The organism is Streptomyces sp. DSM 106670 (genome assembly GCF_055792845.1).
Window position 1 is genome coordinate 1,111,757 of sequence record NZ_CM147704.1, and the last position, 14,797, is coordinate 1,126,553.

The 14,797-nt window shown below is 72.4% G+C and carries 13 protein-coding genes, 2 tRNA genes and 1 pseudogene; 7 read left to right on the forward strand and 9 right to left on the reverse strand.

The window, feature by feature from the left end; all coding sequences use genetic code 11:
* The first annotated feature begins 99 nt into the window (after nucleotides 1-99).
* Nucleotides 100-1,768, forward strand: a pseudogene (locus tag ACSMXR_RS04700) (hypothetical protein).
* A 59-nt stretch (nucleotides 1,769-1,827) separates the two neighbouring features.
* On the opposite strand, the gene ACSMXR_RS04705 reads toward ACSMXR_RS04700, so the two are convergent.
* Nucleotides 1,828-2,391, reverse strand: a complete 564-nt coding sequence (locus ACSMXR_RS04705; RefSeq protein WP_137232275.1) for an HIT family protein — start codon at nucleotides 2,389-2,391, stop codon at nucleotides 1,828-1,830.
* Nucleotides 2,392-2,841: 450 nt separating this feature from the next.
* Here ACSMXR_RS04705 and ACSMXR_RS04710 point away from each other — a divergent pair, with 450 nt between their 5' ends.
* Complete coding sequence (locus tag ACSMXR_RS04710) at nucleotides 2,842-3,135, forward strand: potassium channel family protein (RefSeq protein ID WP_473172338.1); 294 nt, start codon at nucleotides 2,842-2,844, stop codon at nucleotides 3,133-3,135.
* A 49-nt stretch (nucleotides 3,136-3,184) separates the two neighbouring features.
* Here the strand turns inward: ACSMXR_RS04710 and thrS are convergent, their stop codons facing one another.
* The 3 genes from thrS to ACSMXR_RS04725 form a co-directional block, all read right to left on the reverse strand.
* Entirely contained in the window at nucleotides 3,185-5,161 is a 1,977-nt protein-coding gene (gene thrS, locus ACSMXR_RS04715) for a threonine--tRNA ligase (RefSeq protein WP_103536704.1), read from the reverse strand.
* Nucleotides 5,162-5,261: 100 nt separating this feature from the next.
* Complete coding sequence (locus tag ACSMXR_RS04720) at nucleotides 5,262-6,509, reverse strand: hypothetical protein (RefSeq protein ID WP_137232273.1); 1,248 nt, start codon at nucleotides 6,507-6,509, stop codon at nucleotides 5,262-5,264.
* Nucleotides 6,509-7,105, reverse strand: a complete 597-nt coding sequence (locus ACSMXR_RS04725; RefSeq protein WP_137232272.1) for a DUF4365 domain-containing protein — start codon at nucleotides 7,103-7,105, stop codon at nucleotides 6,509-6,511. The genes ACSMXR_RS04720 and ACSMXR_RS04725 overlap by 1 nt, the downstream gene beginning before the upstream one ends.
* Nucleotides 7,106-7,331: 226 nt before the next feature.
* Between ACSMXR_RS04725 and ACSMXR_RS04730 the strand changes: the two genes are divergently transcribed.
* Nucleotides 7,332-8,057, forward strand: coding sequence for a 3'-5' exonuclease (locus ACSMXR_RS04730; RefSeq protein WP_137232271.1), 726 nt, complete (start codon nucleotides 7,332-7,334; stop codon nucleotides 8,055-8,057).
* A 65-nt stretch (nucleotides 8,058-8,122) separates the two neighbouring features.
* Here ACSMXR_RS04730 and ACSMXR_RS04735 read toward each other — a convergent pair.
* Nucleotides 8,123-8,194, reverse strand: a tRNA-Val gene (locus ACSMXR_RS04735).
* Nucleotides 8,195-8,333: 139 nt separating this feature from the next.
* Between ACSMXR_RS04735 and ACSMXR_RS04740 the strand changes: the two genes are divergently transcribed.
* A complete protein-coding gene (locus tag ACSMXR_RS04740) occupies nucleotides 8,334-11,093 on the forward strand; it encodes an SCO7613 C-terminal domain-containing membrane protein (RefSeq protein WP_473171295.1) in 2,760 nt (919 codons plus the stop codon).
* A 109-nt stretch (nucleotides 11,094-11,202) separates the two neighbouring features.
* On the opposite strand, the gene ACSMXR_RS04745 is transcribed toward ACSMXR_RS04740, so the two are convergent.
* Both ACSMXR_RS04745 and ACSMXR_RS04750 read right to left on the reverse strand, forming a co-directional pair.
* A tRNA-Val gene (locus tag ACSMXR_RS04745) sits at nucleotides 11,203-11,274 on the reverse strand.
* A 54-nt stretch (nucleotides 11,275-11,328) separates the two neighbouring features.
* Nucleotides 11,329-11,784, reverse strand: a complete 456-nt coding sequence (locus tag ACSMXR_RS04750) for a TIGR02611 family protein (RefSeq protein ID WP_137232269.1) — start codon at nucleotides 11,782-11,784, stop codon at nucleotides 11,329-11,331.
* Nucleotides 11,785-11,974: 190 nt separating this feature from the next.
* Here ACSMXR_RS04750 and ACSMXR_RS04755 point away from each other — a divergent pair, with 190 nt between their 5' ends.
* Both ACSMXR_RS04755 and ACSMXR_RS04760 read left to right on the forward strand, forming a co-directional pair.
* Entirely contained in the window at nucleotides 11,975-12,388 is a 414-nt protein-coding gene (locus ACSMXR_RS04755) for an SsgA family sporulation/cell division regulator (protein WP_003959770.1), read from the forward strand.
* 269 nt (nucleotides 12,389-12,657) lie between these two features.
* Nucleotides 12,658-13,242 (forward strand): CGNR zinc finger domain-containing protein, encoded by a 585-nt coding sequence (locus ACSMXR_RS04760; protein WP_137232268.1) that lies wholly within the window; start codon nucleotides 12,658-12,660, stop codon nucleotides 13,240-13,242.
* Nucleotides 13,243-13,275: 33 nt separating this feature from the next.
* On the opposite strand, the gene ACSMXR_RS04765 is transcribed toward ACSMXR_RS04760, so the two are convergent.
* Together ACSMXR_RS04765 and ACSMXR_RS04770 are read right to left on the reverse strand one after the other, a co-directional pair.
* Nucleotides 13,276-13,431: a hypothetical protein gene (locus ACSMXR_RS04765; protein ID WP_170994538.1), complete on the reverse strand. Its 156-nt coding sequence runs from the start codon at nucleotides 13,429-13,431 to the stop codon at nucleotides 13,276-13,278.
* Nucleotides 13,432-13,618: 187 nt separating this feature from the next.
* The gene (locus ACSMXR_RS04770; protein ID WP_473171296.1) at nucleotides 13,619-14,095 is read right to left on the reverse strand and encodes a hypothetical protein; all 477 of its coding nucleotides are present in this window, start codon (nucleotides 14,093-14,095) and stop codon (nucleotides 13,619-13,621) included.
* Nucleotides 14,096-14,261: 166 nt separating this feature from the next.
* Here ACSMXR_RS04770 and ACSMXR_RS04775 point away from each other — a divergent pair, with 166 nt between their 5' ends.
* The gene (locus ACSMXR_RS04775; protein WP_218526744.1) at nucleotides 14,262-14,777 is read left to right on the forward strand and encodes a DsbA family protein; all 516 of its coding nucleotides are present in this window, start codon (nucleotides 14,262-14,264) and stop codon (nucleotides 14,775-14,777) included.
* The last annotated feature ends 20 nt before the right edge of the window (nucleotides 14,778-14,797 follow it).

A 14,797-nucleotide genomic window follows, 5' to 3' on the forward strand; every position in this document is an offset into this window, starting at 1 on the left:
TGATCCGGACGATACGCTGTGGTCGCAGCTCAGAAGGTATGCCGCGTACGGTAGTTGGGCACACCGCAGGAGCAGACGTGCGGCGAGTGGGGGCGACAGGTGGCCAACGACGGATTCGACTTCTCACCCGGGGCCCAGATCCCGATCCAGGGCTCGGGCGGCCAGACCGTGGCGACCAACGCCCTGGCCTCGGCGGCGTATCGGGACAGTCCGGTGGAGACGATCCTCGACGCCAACAGCGAGTGGCACAAATCGGAAGTGAAGCCGGGCTCCTCCAAGCTCTTCAAGTCCGACTACTTCAAACCGAATCTCGGTGAGGCGTTCGCCCGTGCCGTCCAGGAACGCATGCTCGGCGGCGCCCGCAAGGCGCTGATCCAGTCCTTCGGCACGGACCCGCAGACCGTGGTGGAGCACTGTCTGTCGGCGAACAACCTGCGCAAGGCCCGGGACACCCGGCTCACCCTGGTGACCGTGGTGTTCGGCATCCTGTTCCTGCCCGGCATGCTGGCCTGGGTGATCGCCTTCCGGATCCGGGACGCGCTCAACAAGTCCAAGGACACGGCGTTCCGCGCGGTCGGCACGGTGCTGCTGGCCGCCTTCGGGATCGGCGCGCTGGTCCTGATGGTCAGCCTCCCGCTGGACGGGCTGCTCGCGCTCTACGTCCGGGGCGCGCTCGTCGCCCCGGTGATCGGCTGGCTGCTCGCCAAGCGGATCGCGGAGACCTCGGCCAAGGACCTGCGAGCCCGCTGGGAAGGCCTGCTCTCCGGCACCGGCGTGATCGCGAAGATCCCCGAGGCGGTGCCGAAGAACCCCAACGAGACCGCGCGCGAGGCCCTGCGCCAGGGCCTGGAGAAGCTGTCGGCCGAGCAGCAGTCGAACTCCGTGTTCTACGCCGGCCCCAAGGGCGTCCTCGGCATGGGCACCCGCTGGGGCAGCTGGCAGCTGGCGGAGGAGCTGATCCCCAAGGACCCGACGAAGGAGATCCACCAGTTCCGCAGCTGGGACCTGATCCGGATCATCCACGACCAGCTGAAGATGCTGGAGCGCGGGCCGCTGAACACCGGCGGCTTCCCGAAGCCGTCCGTGAAGCACTGGATCGTCTCGCCCATCGGGGAGAACGCCGACTCGGTCACGCGCCCCGAGGGGGAGGACGTCGCCACCTTCCAGGTGAAGCCGCACGAGATACAGCGGATCTGCAACCACCAGCAGTTCGGCAGCGGTGACCGGCACTATCTGGGCGTCCAGTTCACCCTGTGGGACGGCCAGCTGGTGATCACCATGATGATCACGGTCACCGTGCTCCACGAGACCCTGCGCATCGAGGTCACCGGCCATGCGCTCGGGCCCGTGCACGGTCTGTTCCTGACCAAACCGGCCGCGAAGACGAAGACGGTCAACAAGACGGTCCGCTTCTGGGAGACCCGGGACATCCAGCTGGCCCTGGTGGACGCCAAGGAGGTCGTCCGGCTCGCCCTGCGGGCCCCGCTCACCTGGTATCCGCCGCTGCTGGACTACCTGGGCGGGAAGATAGTGCTGCCCGAGCCGTTCGGGCTGCGGCACGCGTGGGCGGCCAAGCCGTGGAACCACCGCTTCATGGCGGACGGCGATGCGGGCCGCCACCCCGGTGCTGCGGGCCGTCCATACGGCGGCGATGCGCGTCCTCGCGGAGAACGGCGTCGACACGGAGCGCTTCGACAACCGCTCGATGATACTGAGCGGCCTCGTCCAGGACCCGGCCCCGCGCAAGGCCGACGTCTACGACGCGTAGGCACGGCGTCGTACGGAAAAGGGCCCCCACCGAGGCGGGGGCCCTCTCCTTTCGACGTACTAGACGGCGGCGGGCCAGGCCTCGGCCAGCATCGCCCGGGTGTCGCCCAGCAGCTGGGGCAGCACCTTGGTGTGTCCGATGACCGGCATGAAGTTGGTGTCGCCGCCCCAGCGCGGCACCAGGTGCTGGTGCAGATGCGCGGCGATCCCGGCGCCGGCCACCGAGCCCTGGTTCATGCCGATGTTGAAGCCGTGCGCCCCGGAGGCCGCCCGCAGCGCGACCATCGCCCGCTTGGTGAAGTCCGCCAGCTCCGCGGTCTCCGGCCCGTCCAGCTCGGTGTAGTCGGCCACATGACGGTAGGGGACGACCATGAGGTGGCCGCCGTTGTACGGGTAGAGGTTCAGCACCGCGTAGACGTGCTCCCCGCGGGCCACGACGAGCCCGTCCTCGTCGGATTTCGCGGGAATCGAACAGAACGGACAGCCGTCCTCGGCACCCGGGCCGGTCGGCTTGTCCTGACCCTGGATGTACGCCATCCGATGAGGCGTCCACAGACGCTGAAACGCGTCGGGCGTCCCCACGCCGATCTGCTGCTCCGGCTCACTCGTCATGCCGATCAGCATATTGCGTCACCCCGGCGGAGCGTGTCGCCGGGGCCGCCGCGCCCGCCCGCCCGCGATGCTGAGGCGATGAGCGACCGACCCGCCCCCGAGGCGCCCGCCCGGCTGACGCGCTGGGAGCAGCGCACGGAGGTTCCGCTCTTCGCCGCGGGGCTGCTCTTCCTGACGGGGTACGCGGTCCGGGTGCTGGCCCCGCACGACGCCCAGCCGTGGCACGACATCGCGCTGACCCTCGTCTGGTCGACCTGGCTGCTCTTCCTCGTCGACTACGTGACGCGGCTGCGGCTCAGCGGCCTGGGCTCGCGCTTCGCCCGTGTGCACTGGCTCGACACCCTGGTCCTGCTGCTGCCGCTGCTGCGCCCGCTGCGCATGGTGCAGGTCTACCAGGCGGTGCAGCGCCGCCACGACCGGCCGCGGCTGAACCTGTACGCGCGGGTGATGGCGTACGCGGGCATGACCGTCGGCCTGCTCGGCTTCGCCGCCTCGCTCGCGGTCTACCACCTGGAGCACCGGGCCCCCGGCGCCTCCATCCGTACGTTCGGCGACGCGGTGTGGTGGGCGTGCGCGACGCTCACGACGGTCGGTTACGGGGACGCCACCCCGGTCACGTTCTGGGGGCGGGTGGTCGCGGCGGGGCTGATGGCCTGCGGTCTGGCGCTGCTCGGCGCGGTGACGGGGTCGTTCTCGTCGTGGCTGATCCAGGTGTTCGCGCGGGAGGACGAGAAACGGCCCCCGGAGCGGGGTTAGCGCTCCGGGGGCCGTTTCTGTCGTAAGGATCGAGCCTCTGCCGTACGGATCAGACCTGTACGCGGTCCTCGACGGCCTTCGCGATCTTGGCGATGGCCTCGTCGACCGGGATGCCGTTCTCCTGCGAACCGTCGCGGTAGCGGAAGGAGACGGCGCCGTTGGCCATGTCCTCGTCACCAGCGATGATCATGAAGGGCACCTTGGCCTTCTGCTGGTTGCGGATCTTCTTCTGCATCCGGTCCGAGGACGCGTCCACGTCCACCCGCAGCCCCTGCTTGCGCGCCTTGGCGGCGAACTCCTGGAGGTACGGGATGTGGGCGTCGCCGATCGGGATGCCGACGGCCTGGACCGGGGCGAGCCAGACCGGGAACGCGCCCGCGTAGTGCTCCAGGAGCACGGCGAAGAAGCGCTCGATGGAGCCGAACAGGGCACGGTGGATCATGACCGGGCGCTGCTTCGAGCCGTCCGGGCCGGTGTACTCCAGGTCGAAGCGCTCCGGCAGGTTGAAGTCGAGCTGCACGGTCGACATCTGCCAGGTGCGGCCGATGGCGTCCTTGCACTGCACGGAGATCTTCGGACCGTAGAACGCGGCGCCGCCCGGGTCCGGGACCAGGGGCAGCCCCTGCTTCTCGGCGACCTGACGGAGCGTCTCGGTGGCCTCTTCCCAGGTCTCGTCGGAGCCGACGTACTTCTCCGGGTCCTTGGTGGAGAGCTCCAGGTAGAAGTCGGTCAGCCCGTAGTCGCGGAGCAGGTTCAGCACGAAGGTGAGCGTGCGGTCGAGCTCCTCCGCCATCTGCTCCTTGGTGCAGTAGATGTGCGCGTCGTCCTGCGTGAAGCCGCGCGAGCGGGTCAGGCCGTGCACGACGCCCGACTTCTCGTAGCGATACACCGTGCCGAACTCGAAGAGGCGCAGCGGCAGTTCACGGTAGGAGCGGCCGCGCGCGTCGAAGATCAGGTTGTGCATCGGGCAGTTCATCGGCTTGAGGTAGTAGTCCACCCCGTCGTCGAGCTGCATGGGCGGGTACATGCCGTCGGCGTACCAGTCCAGGTGGCCGGACTTCTCGAAGAGCTTGCCCTTGGTGGCGTGCGGCGAGTAGACGAACTCGTAGCCCTCCTCCTCGTGCCGGCGGCGCGAGTAGTCCTCCATGGCCCGGCGGATGACGCCGCCCTTGGGGTGGAAGACCGCGAGGCCGGGGCCGATCTCGTCGGGGAAGGAGAAGAGGTCCAGCTCGTTGCCGAGCTTGCGGTGGTCGCGCTTGGCGGCCTCCTCCAGGAACTCCAGGTGCGCCTTCAGCTCGTCCTTGGTGGGCCAGGCGGTGCCGTAGATGCGCTGGAGCATCGGGTTCTTCTCGCTGCCGCGCCAGTACGCGGCGGCGTTGCGCATCAGCTTGAACGCCGGGATGAACCGGGTGGTGGGCAGGTGCGGACCGCGACAGAGGTCCTTCCAGCACAGGTCACCGGTCTTGGGGTCGAGGTTGTCGTAGATGGTCAGCTCGCCGCCGCCCACCTCGACGTCCGCGCCGTCGTCCGAGGAGGCGGAGCCCTTGATGCCGATGAGCTCCAGCTTGTACGGCTCGTTCGCGAGCTCCTCGCGGGCGTCCTCGTCGGAGACCACGCGGCGGGAGAACTTCTGGCCCCGCTTCTGGATCTCCTGCATCTTCTTCTCGATGGCCTTGAGGTCCTCGGGCGTGAACGGCTTCTCGACGTCGAAGTCGTAGTAGAAGCCGTCCTTGACCGGCGGGCCGATGCCGAGCTTGGCCTCGGGGAAGAGCTCCTGCACGGCCTGGGCCATGACATGCGCGGTGGAGTGGCGCAGGATGTTGAGGCCGTCCTCGGAGGAGATCTCCACCGGCTCGACGCTCTCGCCGTCCTGGAGGACGTAGGACAGGTCCTTCAGCTCGCCGCCGATGCGCGCGGCGACGACGGTGCGCTGACCGGGGAAGAGCTCGCCGGCCGTCGTGCCCGTCGTCACCACGTGCTCTTCCCGCTCGGAATCGCGTTGGATGATCACACGGACGTCTGACACCGGTCTCTCCTGACTGAGGGGGTTGTCTGTCTTCCTATTGACTAGACAATGCGAATCGTACCGAGCCGTACGCCCCCGACGCGAACGCCTTCCGGCCGGGCTACGGCTCCTCCCCCGCGCACGCCTCCTCGAAGAAGTCCACGTTCTCCTGGAGCGCCTTCATCAGCCGGTCCCGCTCCGCCTCGTCGACCTGGACGGGCGCGACCTGCGAGGCCCCGGTGAGCCGCCGGAAGCCGCCCCGGTTCTCCAGCCGCCCCTCCACCCGCAGCGGCAGCCCCACGAGGTGGGCGTGGCCCGCGATGCGGTACGCCTCCTCGTCCAGCTCCACGCGGACGTGCGCGACCTCGGCCCCGGCCAGCACCCGCAGCCGTACGATCCCGGCGCCGCGCGGCCCGGAGCGGCGCAGCCGGACCACCGCGCCGGTCAGCCGCACCTGCACGGCCGGCTCGTCGCGGAGGTAGCGGGCTCCGGCGGCGCGCAGGGCGGGCAGGTCGCCCGGCGAGAACTCGACGGGCGCGGGGCGGGCCGGGCAGCCGTCCGGGGTGCCCGCGGCGGGCGCCCACCGCAGATCGATCCCGGCCCCCTCGGTGCCGCGCACCAGGGCGATCAGCGCCTCGGTCAGCTCCCGGCCGACGCCTGCCTCGACCGCGCTGTCGAAGGCCTCCATGCCGCCGGTGGCCCGCTGGTAGTCCACCGCCTCGCGGGTGGCGTGCAGGGCGTGGCAGAGCCGGACGGCGACGGCGCGGCCGGAGGCGACGGGGACGTACGCGGTGAGGGTCCGGCCGTCGGCTCCGGGCCCGATCAGGGCGTCGTCCAGGGCGGCCCGCGCCTTCCTGCGGTGCCGGGCCCCGTGGTACCCGGCCCGGCCGCGGGCCGCCAGCGCACCGGCCATGAGGACCTGCCGGGCGGCCGAGCGCAGCTCCTCCGCCTCGGTCCAGCCCGATGCGCCCGCGGCCGCCGCCACCGACTCGGGGACCTCGCGCCACCAGCGGATCTCGTCGCTGGGCACGGTGAGGGAGACCAGGACGTCGCGGGCGGAGGGGTCGGCGCTGCGGCCGAGGGCGAGCAGCGCCTCCTCGATCAGCTCCCCGCTGTCGGGGAAGGCCGCGCTCTCGGGCACCAGCAGGCTCGTCGCCCCGGCGGCGGACCCGGGCGGGGTCCACCGGCCGTAGCGGCCCGCCGCTCCCCCGCGCCGCTGCCAGCCGTGCCGGCGCAGGAGCGCCCCGAGGACGGCGGGATCGGGCAGCTCCGCCCCGGAGACCGGCGGCGGGCCGGTGCGGGCGGTGGGGTGCGAGCGGGCGGCGGGCAGTCCCGCCCCGCCCGTGGACTCGTCCATCGACCGGTGCATCAGGGTCTCCCTCCGGCCCCGACCCGGGCCATGATGTCGCAGAGTGCGCGGTCGTCGAAGATCCGCGAGGTCGGGATGCGCACAGTGGTCCGGTACCGGCCCGTCACCGCGTGGCCGGCCAGGTTGGTCCAGTAGCAGCAGTGGCGCAGGTCGAGGCCGCCGGGCCCGGCGCGCAGCCAGTCGTCCTGGCTGCGCGGCACGATCATCACGACCAGGATCTTGTGCACCGACACGGGGCTGCGGGCGAGCTTCACGAGGTGGGCGTTGTCGAGCGTGAAGGAGAACGCCCCGCCCGCCGGGTGCGGCGGTATCTGGTAGGTGCACTTGAGCTGCACCTTGATGGTCACTTCGTCGTCGACGGTGTGGGCCGGGGCGCCGTGGCTGACGTGCCAGTCGATGCCGTTGTCGGGGAAGGGCTGGGACAGCGAGCATCCGGCCGCCGCCGCGACGGCGTGCAGATAGCCCACCTGAAGGGTCTCCATGCAGGCGGTGGTGGCGAGGGAGCCGCGCAGCGGCGCGTCGAGCTGCTGCGGCAGCCGGGGCCCGAAGGCCTCGGCGCGGGCGGTTCCTCCGGGGTCGGGCTGCGCGAGCGCCATGGCTCCGTGTGCCTTCCGGGCGTGCCGATCGATGGCAGGTGGCCTGCCGGCGGGTGTCGTGGGCTGGGCGGATCGACGGACGCCGGAGATAACTTCCGTACGTCTCAACTGTGTTGTCACCGCATCGGACCGCCCGCAAACGGCGTATCAGGCAAACAGCCCGGGTATCACCGATATCGGGCAGGGGAATCACTCCATCTGCCGCGCAGGTGCGAGGAGTTCGGGGATGATGCACTGGTTCGAGGGGCCACTGGCCGCTTTTGACACGGAGACGACAGGCGTGGACGTCGAGCAGGACCGGATCGTTTCGGCCGCTCTCGTCGCGCAGGACACCGCGGGCGGTCGCGTCCGCGTCACCCGCTGGCTGGTCAATCCGGGGGTTCCGGTCCCGCCCGGGGCGACCGAGATCCACGGACTGACGGACGATCACCTTCAGCGCAACGGGCGTTGGCCCGCGCCGGTGATGGACGAGATAGCCCGTTCGCTGGCGGAGAGCTGTGCGACGGGCCGGCCGCTGGTCGTGATGAACGCCCCCTTCGATCTGACGCTGCTGGACCGGGAGTTGAGGCGGCACCGGGCGTCGTCGCTGGCCGGGTATCTCGACGGCGTGCCGATGCGGGTGGTGGACCCGAGGGTGCTGGACAAACACCTGGACCGCTACCGCAAGGGCCGCCGTACGCTCACGGATCTGTGCGCGCGGTACGAGGTGGTGCTCGACGGGGCCCATGACGCGGCGGCCGACGCGACCGCGTCGCTGGAGCTGGTGCGGGCGGTGTGCCGGCGCTTCTCGGCCCGGATGGAGCGGCTGTCGCCGGCCGAGCTGCACACCCTCCAGGCGACCTGGCACGCGGCCCAGGCGCGTGGCCTGGAGGCGTGGTTCGCCAAGAGCGGGACGCCGGAGGCGGTGGACCCGTCCTGGCCGCTGCGCCCGGAACTGCCCGCGGCGGCGTGAGGGGTTCGAGGGCCCGGACATGCGAAAGCCGGTCCGCGTGATGCTTGCGGACCGGCTTTCCCCGGTGGGCGATACTGGGTTCGAACCAGTGACCTCTTCGGTGTGAACGAAGCGCTCTCCCACTGAGCTAATCGCCCGGGAACGGGTTGAACCATACAGGGCTCCGCGGGCTTCGTTCAAACCGCTTCCGGCGGAGCTCTACTCAGAGCGTCCCGGCCGGGAAGTGAGTATCCGAGCGCATGTACGGGCCGGGCGGCCGGGGTCACACTCCCGTACATGGAACATGTGCCCCCGCCCGCCGAGGAACTGGCCCGCCTCGACCGCGAACTGGCCGAGCTGGACGCCCGCCGGGCCCAGCTGCTGACCCGGCGTGCCTGGCTGCTCGCGGCGCTGCGGCCGCCCGCGCCGACGGCCGCACCGGGCTGGAACCCGTCGGCCTGGGGCGCGCCTCCCGGCGGCGGGCCGGGCGCTCCGGCCCAGCCGTGGGGTTATGTGCCGCCGAAGCAGCCGTCCGCGCCGCGCAGCGCCCAGAACGTCCTGCTGACCCTGGGCGGCCTGCTGCTGACGGTGGCGGCCGTCGCGTTCACGTTGGTGAGCTGGGGCTCGATGGGGATCGGCGGCCGGTCGGCCGTGCTGGCCGTGGTGACCCTGGGGGCGCTGACCGCCCCGGCGGTGCTGCTGCGGCGGAAGCTGGCCGCCACCGCCGAGGCGCTGGCGGCCCTGGCCCTGGTGCTGACGCTGCTGGACGCCTACGCGGTCCACGCGGTGGCCGCGCCGGACACGGACGGGCTCGGTTTCACGGCCGTCGCCTCTGCGGTGCTGGCGGCGCTGTGGACGGCGTACGGGCTGGCGCTGGGCAAACTGCGTCTGCCGCTGCCGGCGGCCGTGGTGCTGGCCCAGTGGCCGCTGCTGTTCTGGGCGTGGGCCGCCGGTGCTCCGGCGCTGGTGGTCGGGTGGGCGCTGCTGGCCACGGCGGTGCTGGACGGGACGATCGCGCTGCTGGGCAAGGGCGCCGGGGTGCGGATCACGGCCTGCGTCGGCGGAACGGTGATGGGCTTCTCGGCCCTGCTGGTGGGTCTGACGCTGTCCACGACGGCCTCCGGGCCGCTCGGCGCGGTGGCGCCGGGCGCGCTGCTGCTGACGGCAGCGGCGGCGGCGCTGGCCGGGGCCTGGCGCGCGCCGAAGGGCTTCGCGCGCACGGGCGGCGTGGTGGCCGGTCTCGCCGCGGTGGCCGCGGTGGGCGGCGTACCGGCGCATGCGGTGCCGGACGGCTGGCAGGTGCTCGTGTACCTGCTGTGCGGCCTCGCGCTGACGGCGGTCGTACGTTCTCGGCTGCCGGGGAACGCGACGCGCGGGGTGCTCGCGGCGTCGGGTGCGGTGCTGGCCGGGGCCCTGGTGTGGGCGCTGCCGCCGGTCGCGGCGGTGCTGCTGGGCCCGGTGACGCTGCTGCCGGACGTGTGGGCGGGCTCGCCGGAGGACTTCCGGTCCGCGCTGGGGTCGACGCTGCGGTGGCCGGAGCTGTCGGCAGCCCCGGTGGTGCTCGCCCTGGTGGCCGGGCTGCTGGGGGCGGCGTACCGATGGTGGCCGTCACTGGCCCGGCTCGCGGCGCCGCTGGGCGAGCCGGGGGCGGCGAGTGCGGCGGAGGCAGGAGTGCCTGGCGCTGGGACGCCGGGTGCGGGTGTGCCGGGGGCCGGAGCGGCTGGCGCCGAGACTGCTGGCGCGGGAGCGCCGGGTGCCGGAGCACCGGGTGCCGGAACGCCGGGGGCCGGGACGCCCGGCGCTGGGGCGGCGAGTGCGGGTGTGCCGGGGACCGGGGCGGCGGCGCCCTGGCCGGGCTGGCCCGCCTGGTCCGGCGCGGGTGCCGGCTCCGGGGCCGGGGTGCGCAGGCCCTCCGGGGCGGCGCTGCGTGGGGCCGCCGGTGCGGGGGCGGTGGCCCTCGGCTGGGGAGCCCTGCTGCTGGCCGGGGCCGTGCTGAACGTGCCCTACGCGCTCGCGCTGGCCGGGGAGACGGTCCTGGTGGCCGGGCTGCTCGCGCTGGCCGTCCGGGGCGCCGGGAGCGGCCGGGGCGCGTCGGCGGTGCCGGTGACCGCGCTGGTGGGGGCGGTGGCCGGGGCGGCGAGCGTCGGGGTGCTGTCGCTGGCGTCCGAGGGCGCGTCCTACGCGGTGGTCGGCGCGCTGGCGGCGCTGTTCGCCGGGGCGGCGGTCCGGGCGGGGTCCGAGGTACCGCGTGCGGTGTTCGCGGTGGCCTCGACGGTCATGGCGACCGTGCTGACGGGGTTCGCGGGCCGGTCCCTGGGGCTCGCCCCGCACGAGACCGCACCGCTGGTGCTCCTGGTGCCCGCGCTGACGGTGCTGCTGGGGGCCCGGCTGCGGCGGAACCCGGTGGCGTTGCCGGTGGAGCTGACGGGCGCGCTGGGTGCGCTGGTCGCCGTGGGGCTCGCGGTGCCGGACGCGCCGTTCCTGGCCCTGGTGCTTGCGCTGTGCGGGGTGCTGGCGGCGGGCGCGGCGGTACGGCCCGAGCGGCGGCCGGTGGCGGGCTACCTGGCGGCGGCGCTGTTCGTGCTGGCCACCTGGGTGCGGCTGGCGGCCTCGGAGGTGTCGTTCCCGGAGGCGTACACACTGCCGGTGACCGTGCCCGCGCTGGTGGTCGGGTTCCTGCGGCGGCGCAAGGACCCGGAGGCGTCCTCGTGGACGGCGTACGGGCCGGGGCTCGCGGCGACGCTGCTGCCGAGCCTGGCGGTCGCCTGGACCGACACGGACTGGCTCCGGCCGCTGCTGCTCGGCGTGGCGGCGCTGGTGGTCACGCTGCTGGGTGCGCGGTACCGCCTCCAGGCGCTGCTGGTGCTCGGCGGGGCGGTGCTGGCGCTGGACGGGCTGCACGAGCTGGCGCCGTACGTGGTGCAGGTGGCCGGGGCGCTCCCCCGCTGGCTGCCGCCGGCCCTGGCCGGGCTGCTGTTGCTGGTGGTGGGCGCGACGTACGAGCAGCGGCTGCGCGACGCCCGCCGGCTGAAGGACGCGCTGGGGCGGATGCGCTGAGCCGTGCCGGTCCGGGGGCGCGCTGTTCACGGCGGCTCCCGGACCGGCGGGAGCGGGAAACGCAGAGGGCCCGGGAGACGGAATCCGTCTCCCGGGCCCTCTGTCCGGGTGGGCGATACTGGGTTCGAACCAGTGACCTCTTCGGTGTGAACGAAGCGCTCTCCCACTGAGCTAATCGCCCGGGCGCACCGCAAACATTACCCCATGTCAGCGGTGCTCCTGGACCGTCCCCGGGCTACTCGCTGATCTTCCACGGCATGGTGAGGCCGAACTTCCAGACGTAGATGCCGACCAGTACCGCCATGATCACGAGCCCCACCGTGGTGAGGATGATGTTGCGTCGCCGGACCTTGGGATCGAGGGCCCGCTGCGCCGCCTCGGTGACCTTGCGCTTGGTCCAGCGCAGCACCAGCTGGGCCCAGACGAACTCGGTCGCCCAGATCGCCATGCCGCCGAAGATCACCAGCCAGCCGGGACCGGGCAGCACCAGCATGAGCACGCCCGCGATCACGACGCCGAGGCCGACGACGAAGACGCCGACCTGCCAGCTCAGGTGGAGCGCTCTGGATGCCTTGATGAACCCCGGCGCCCGCGAGCCCAGCTCACGTTCCGCCCGGTCCGATTCCCCCGTGGCGGATGCCGGGTCCGCCTGTTCGGCGACCTTGCTCCGCTCGTCACTCTCCGCGTTCATGAAGCTCAACTTACCCGACCCGTCCTCGTCACTGGAATGGACGCATAACTCAAAGTTACACGCCGCTGAGCGAGGGACCCGAAGCATCACAAATGGGTCAGAGGGGTTTACAACGCCACCGTAGGTGGCATGTCGATTTCGCCGACGTGCGAATCCCCGAGCGCACACTGAGCGAAAGGCCCTGGCGCTTATGAACACCACGGTCAGCTGCGAGCTGCACCTGCGCCTCGTTGTGTCGAGCGAGTCCTCACTGCCTGTACCCGCGGGCCTGCGGTATGACACGGCCGATCCCTATGCCGTGCACGCCACCTTCCACACCGGAGCGGAGGAGACGGTCGAATGGGTATTCGCCCGTGACCTCCTTGCCGAGGGGCTGCATCGGCCCACCGGCACCGGAGACGTCCGCGTCTGGCCATCTCGTAGTCACGGTCAAGGCGTCGTATGCATCGCCCTGAGCTCCCCAGAGGGGGAAGCCCTGCTCGAAGCTCCGGCGCGGGCCCTGGAGTCGTTCCTGAAGAGGACCGACGCCGCGGTTCCGCCCGGCACCGAGCATCGCCACTTCGATCTCGACACGGAGCTCTCCCACATCCTGGCCGAGAGCTGAGCCAGGCAGAGAGCCGCTCGACGCCGTCGACTCGGGGAGACGACGTCGTGCCGACAACCGCATAGGGCAGACACCGGCGCCGTCGTCGCGGAATCCACCGCGACGACGGCGCCGCTGCGCGCCCGGACACCCCACCCGGCCGGAAGGGCCGATTCCGCTCCCGTGCGGGCCCGCACGGGGCCCGCACCGGGCCCGGCACCGGCGGATCGAGCCAGTAGAGTCAGCCGCCATCGGCAGGCGCCCGCCCGCCGGAGGCCAGGGAGCGAAGCGTGCTGATCCCTCACGACACCCGGATCGCCCTCGACACGGTGGTCGATCTGGTGAACACCGCACCGGAGAGCGAGCCGCCGCCGGACGACCCCGCGGACGGACCCGTGGACGGTCTCGCCGATGTCGCCGCGCTGTACGCCTTCGCGGAGCGGCATCACATCAGCGGGGTCGGCACGCTCGGCGAGAAGGACCTGGCCGCCGTGCGCGACGTACGGGCCCGCTTCGCCGAGGTCTTCGCGGCGCCCGACCCCCGCACCGCCGCCGACCTGGTCAACCGGCTCGTCGCGGCGGCCGGGACCACCCCGCAGCTCACCGACCACGACGGCTACGACTGGCACGTGCACTACTTCGCCCCGGACGCCTCGATCGCCGACCACCTCGCGGCCGACTGTGGCATGGCGCTGGCCTTCATCATCGTGGCGGGCGAGCAGGAACGGCTGCGACGCTGCGAGGCGCCGGACTGCGGGCACGCGTTCGTCGACCTGTCGCGCAACCGCTCCCGCCGCTACTGCTCCAGCCGTACGTGCGGAAACCGGCTCCATGTCGCGGCGTACCGGGCCCGGCGCAAGGAAGCCGCGGGCTGACGCCCGCGCCGCCCCGCACGGTGGCGCGGCCCGTCACAGCACGAAGAGATCGTGCAGGGCTGCCATCAGCAGGAGCACCCCGATCACCGTCAGGAAGATCATCAGGGGCGGCTGGGAGAGCGCGAAGAGACAGCCGCGGGGCTCTTCGGCGGGGGGTGCGGGGGCTTCGCCCCGGGAAGTGTCCACCATCTCGGAGTGATCATGACGCACCCGCGACCGGGTTGGCGATCAACCGGGGTCATTCCCCCGGGAGTTCACCGTCCCGTGGCCATCGATAATCGCTCCGGCGTACGGGTCGCCGTCAGGCATTCGGACCGGCGGCCCGGGCGAGACCCCGGAGCCGGACGCCGCGCCTCTCTCGGATGCCGTGCTTCTCTCAGATGCCGTGCTTCTTGAGGATCGCCTCGATGTCGCTGAAGTCGTCGCCGGGCGCGGCGGCCTCCTGCTTCTTCTTCGCCCTGGGCTGCGGCTTCGCGGCGGCCGCGGCGGCCGGTCCGGCCGGGGCGCCGGCGCCGAGCGAGGGGGCGGAGGCGGCCGGGGCGACCGCCTCGTTGCGTTCGGCGGCCCGCGCGGCCTTGCGTTCCGCGCGGGTGGTGCCGCTGCGGCGCTCGATGGCGCGGGTGGTCATGAACAGCAGCCAGGAGAGGCCCAGCACCCCGAAGCCGAGCCAGACGCTCGGCTTGAAGGCGATCCCGGCGACCCACTCGACGACCCCGGTCAGCACGAGCCCGATCGGGACGAGGGAGTAGGCGGCGATCCGCGTCGCCGTGAGGAACCGCTTGCGGTACGCGGTCACCGCGGCGATGCCCAGGCCGGCCGCCGACACCGCGGAACAGATGGTCTCGGCAAGCATCAGGGCCTCCAGGCGCAGGGGATACGTCCCTTCCATCCTGCACCGACGACCGCCGCCGGGGCCACGGCGGCGGCTCACTTCAGGGACATTTCAGGGCCGGGCTCCTCCCCAGGGGGTGTGCCGGTCCCGGTTGGGACGCGCCCGCCGGGCCTGAAAGACTGGGCGCATGAGCGATTCCACCCCTGCGGCACCGGTCGTCCTCGACCTCTGGTGCGATCTCGAATGCCCCGACTGCCACCGCGCCCTCGACGATGTGCACGCCCTGCGCGCCCGGTACGGGGACCGCGTCGAGATCCGACTGCGGCACTTCCCGCTGGAGAAGCACAAGCACGCGTTCGCCGCGGCCCAGGCCGCCGAGGAGGCCGTCGAGCAGGGCCAGGGCTGGCCGTACATCGAGGCCCTGCTGTCCCGGACCGACGACCTCGGCCGCACGGGCGAGCCGGTACTCCTCGATGTGGCCCGCGAACTGGGCCTGGACGCCGAGGAGTTCGACACCGCACTGATCGACGGCCGGCATCTGCTGATCGTCGACGCCGACCACGCGGAGGCCAAGGCGATCGGCGTCACCGGCACCCCCACCTATGTGATCGGCGACCAGCGGCTGGACGGCGGCAAGAGCCAGGACGGGCTGCGCGAGCGGATCGAGGAGATCGTCGACCGGACCCTGGCCGCGCAGGGCTGACCGGGACCCGCCGGGCGCCG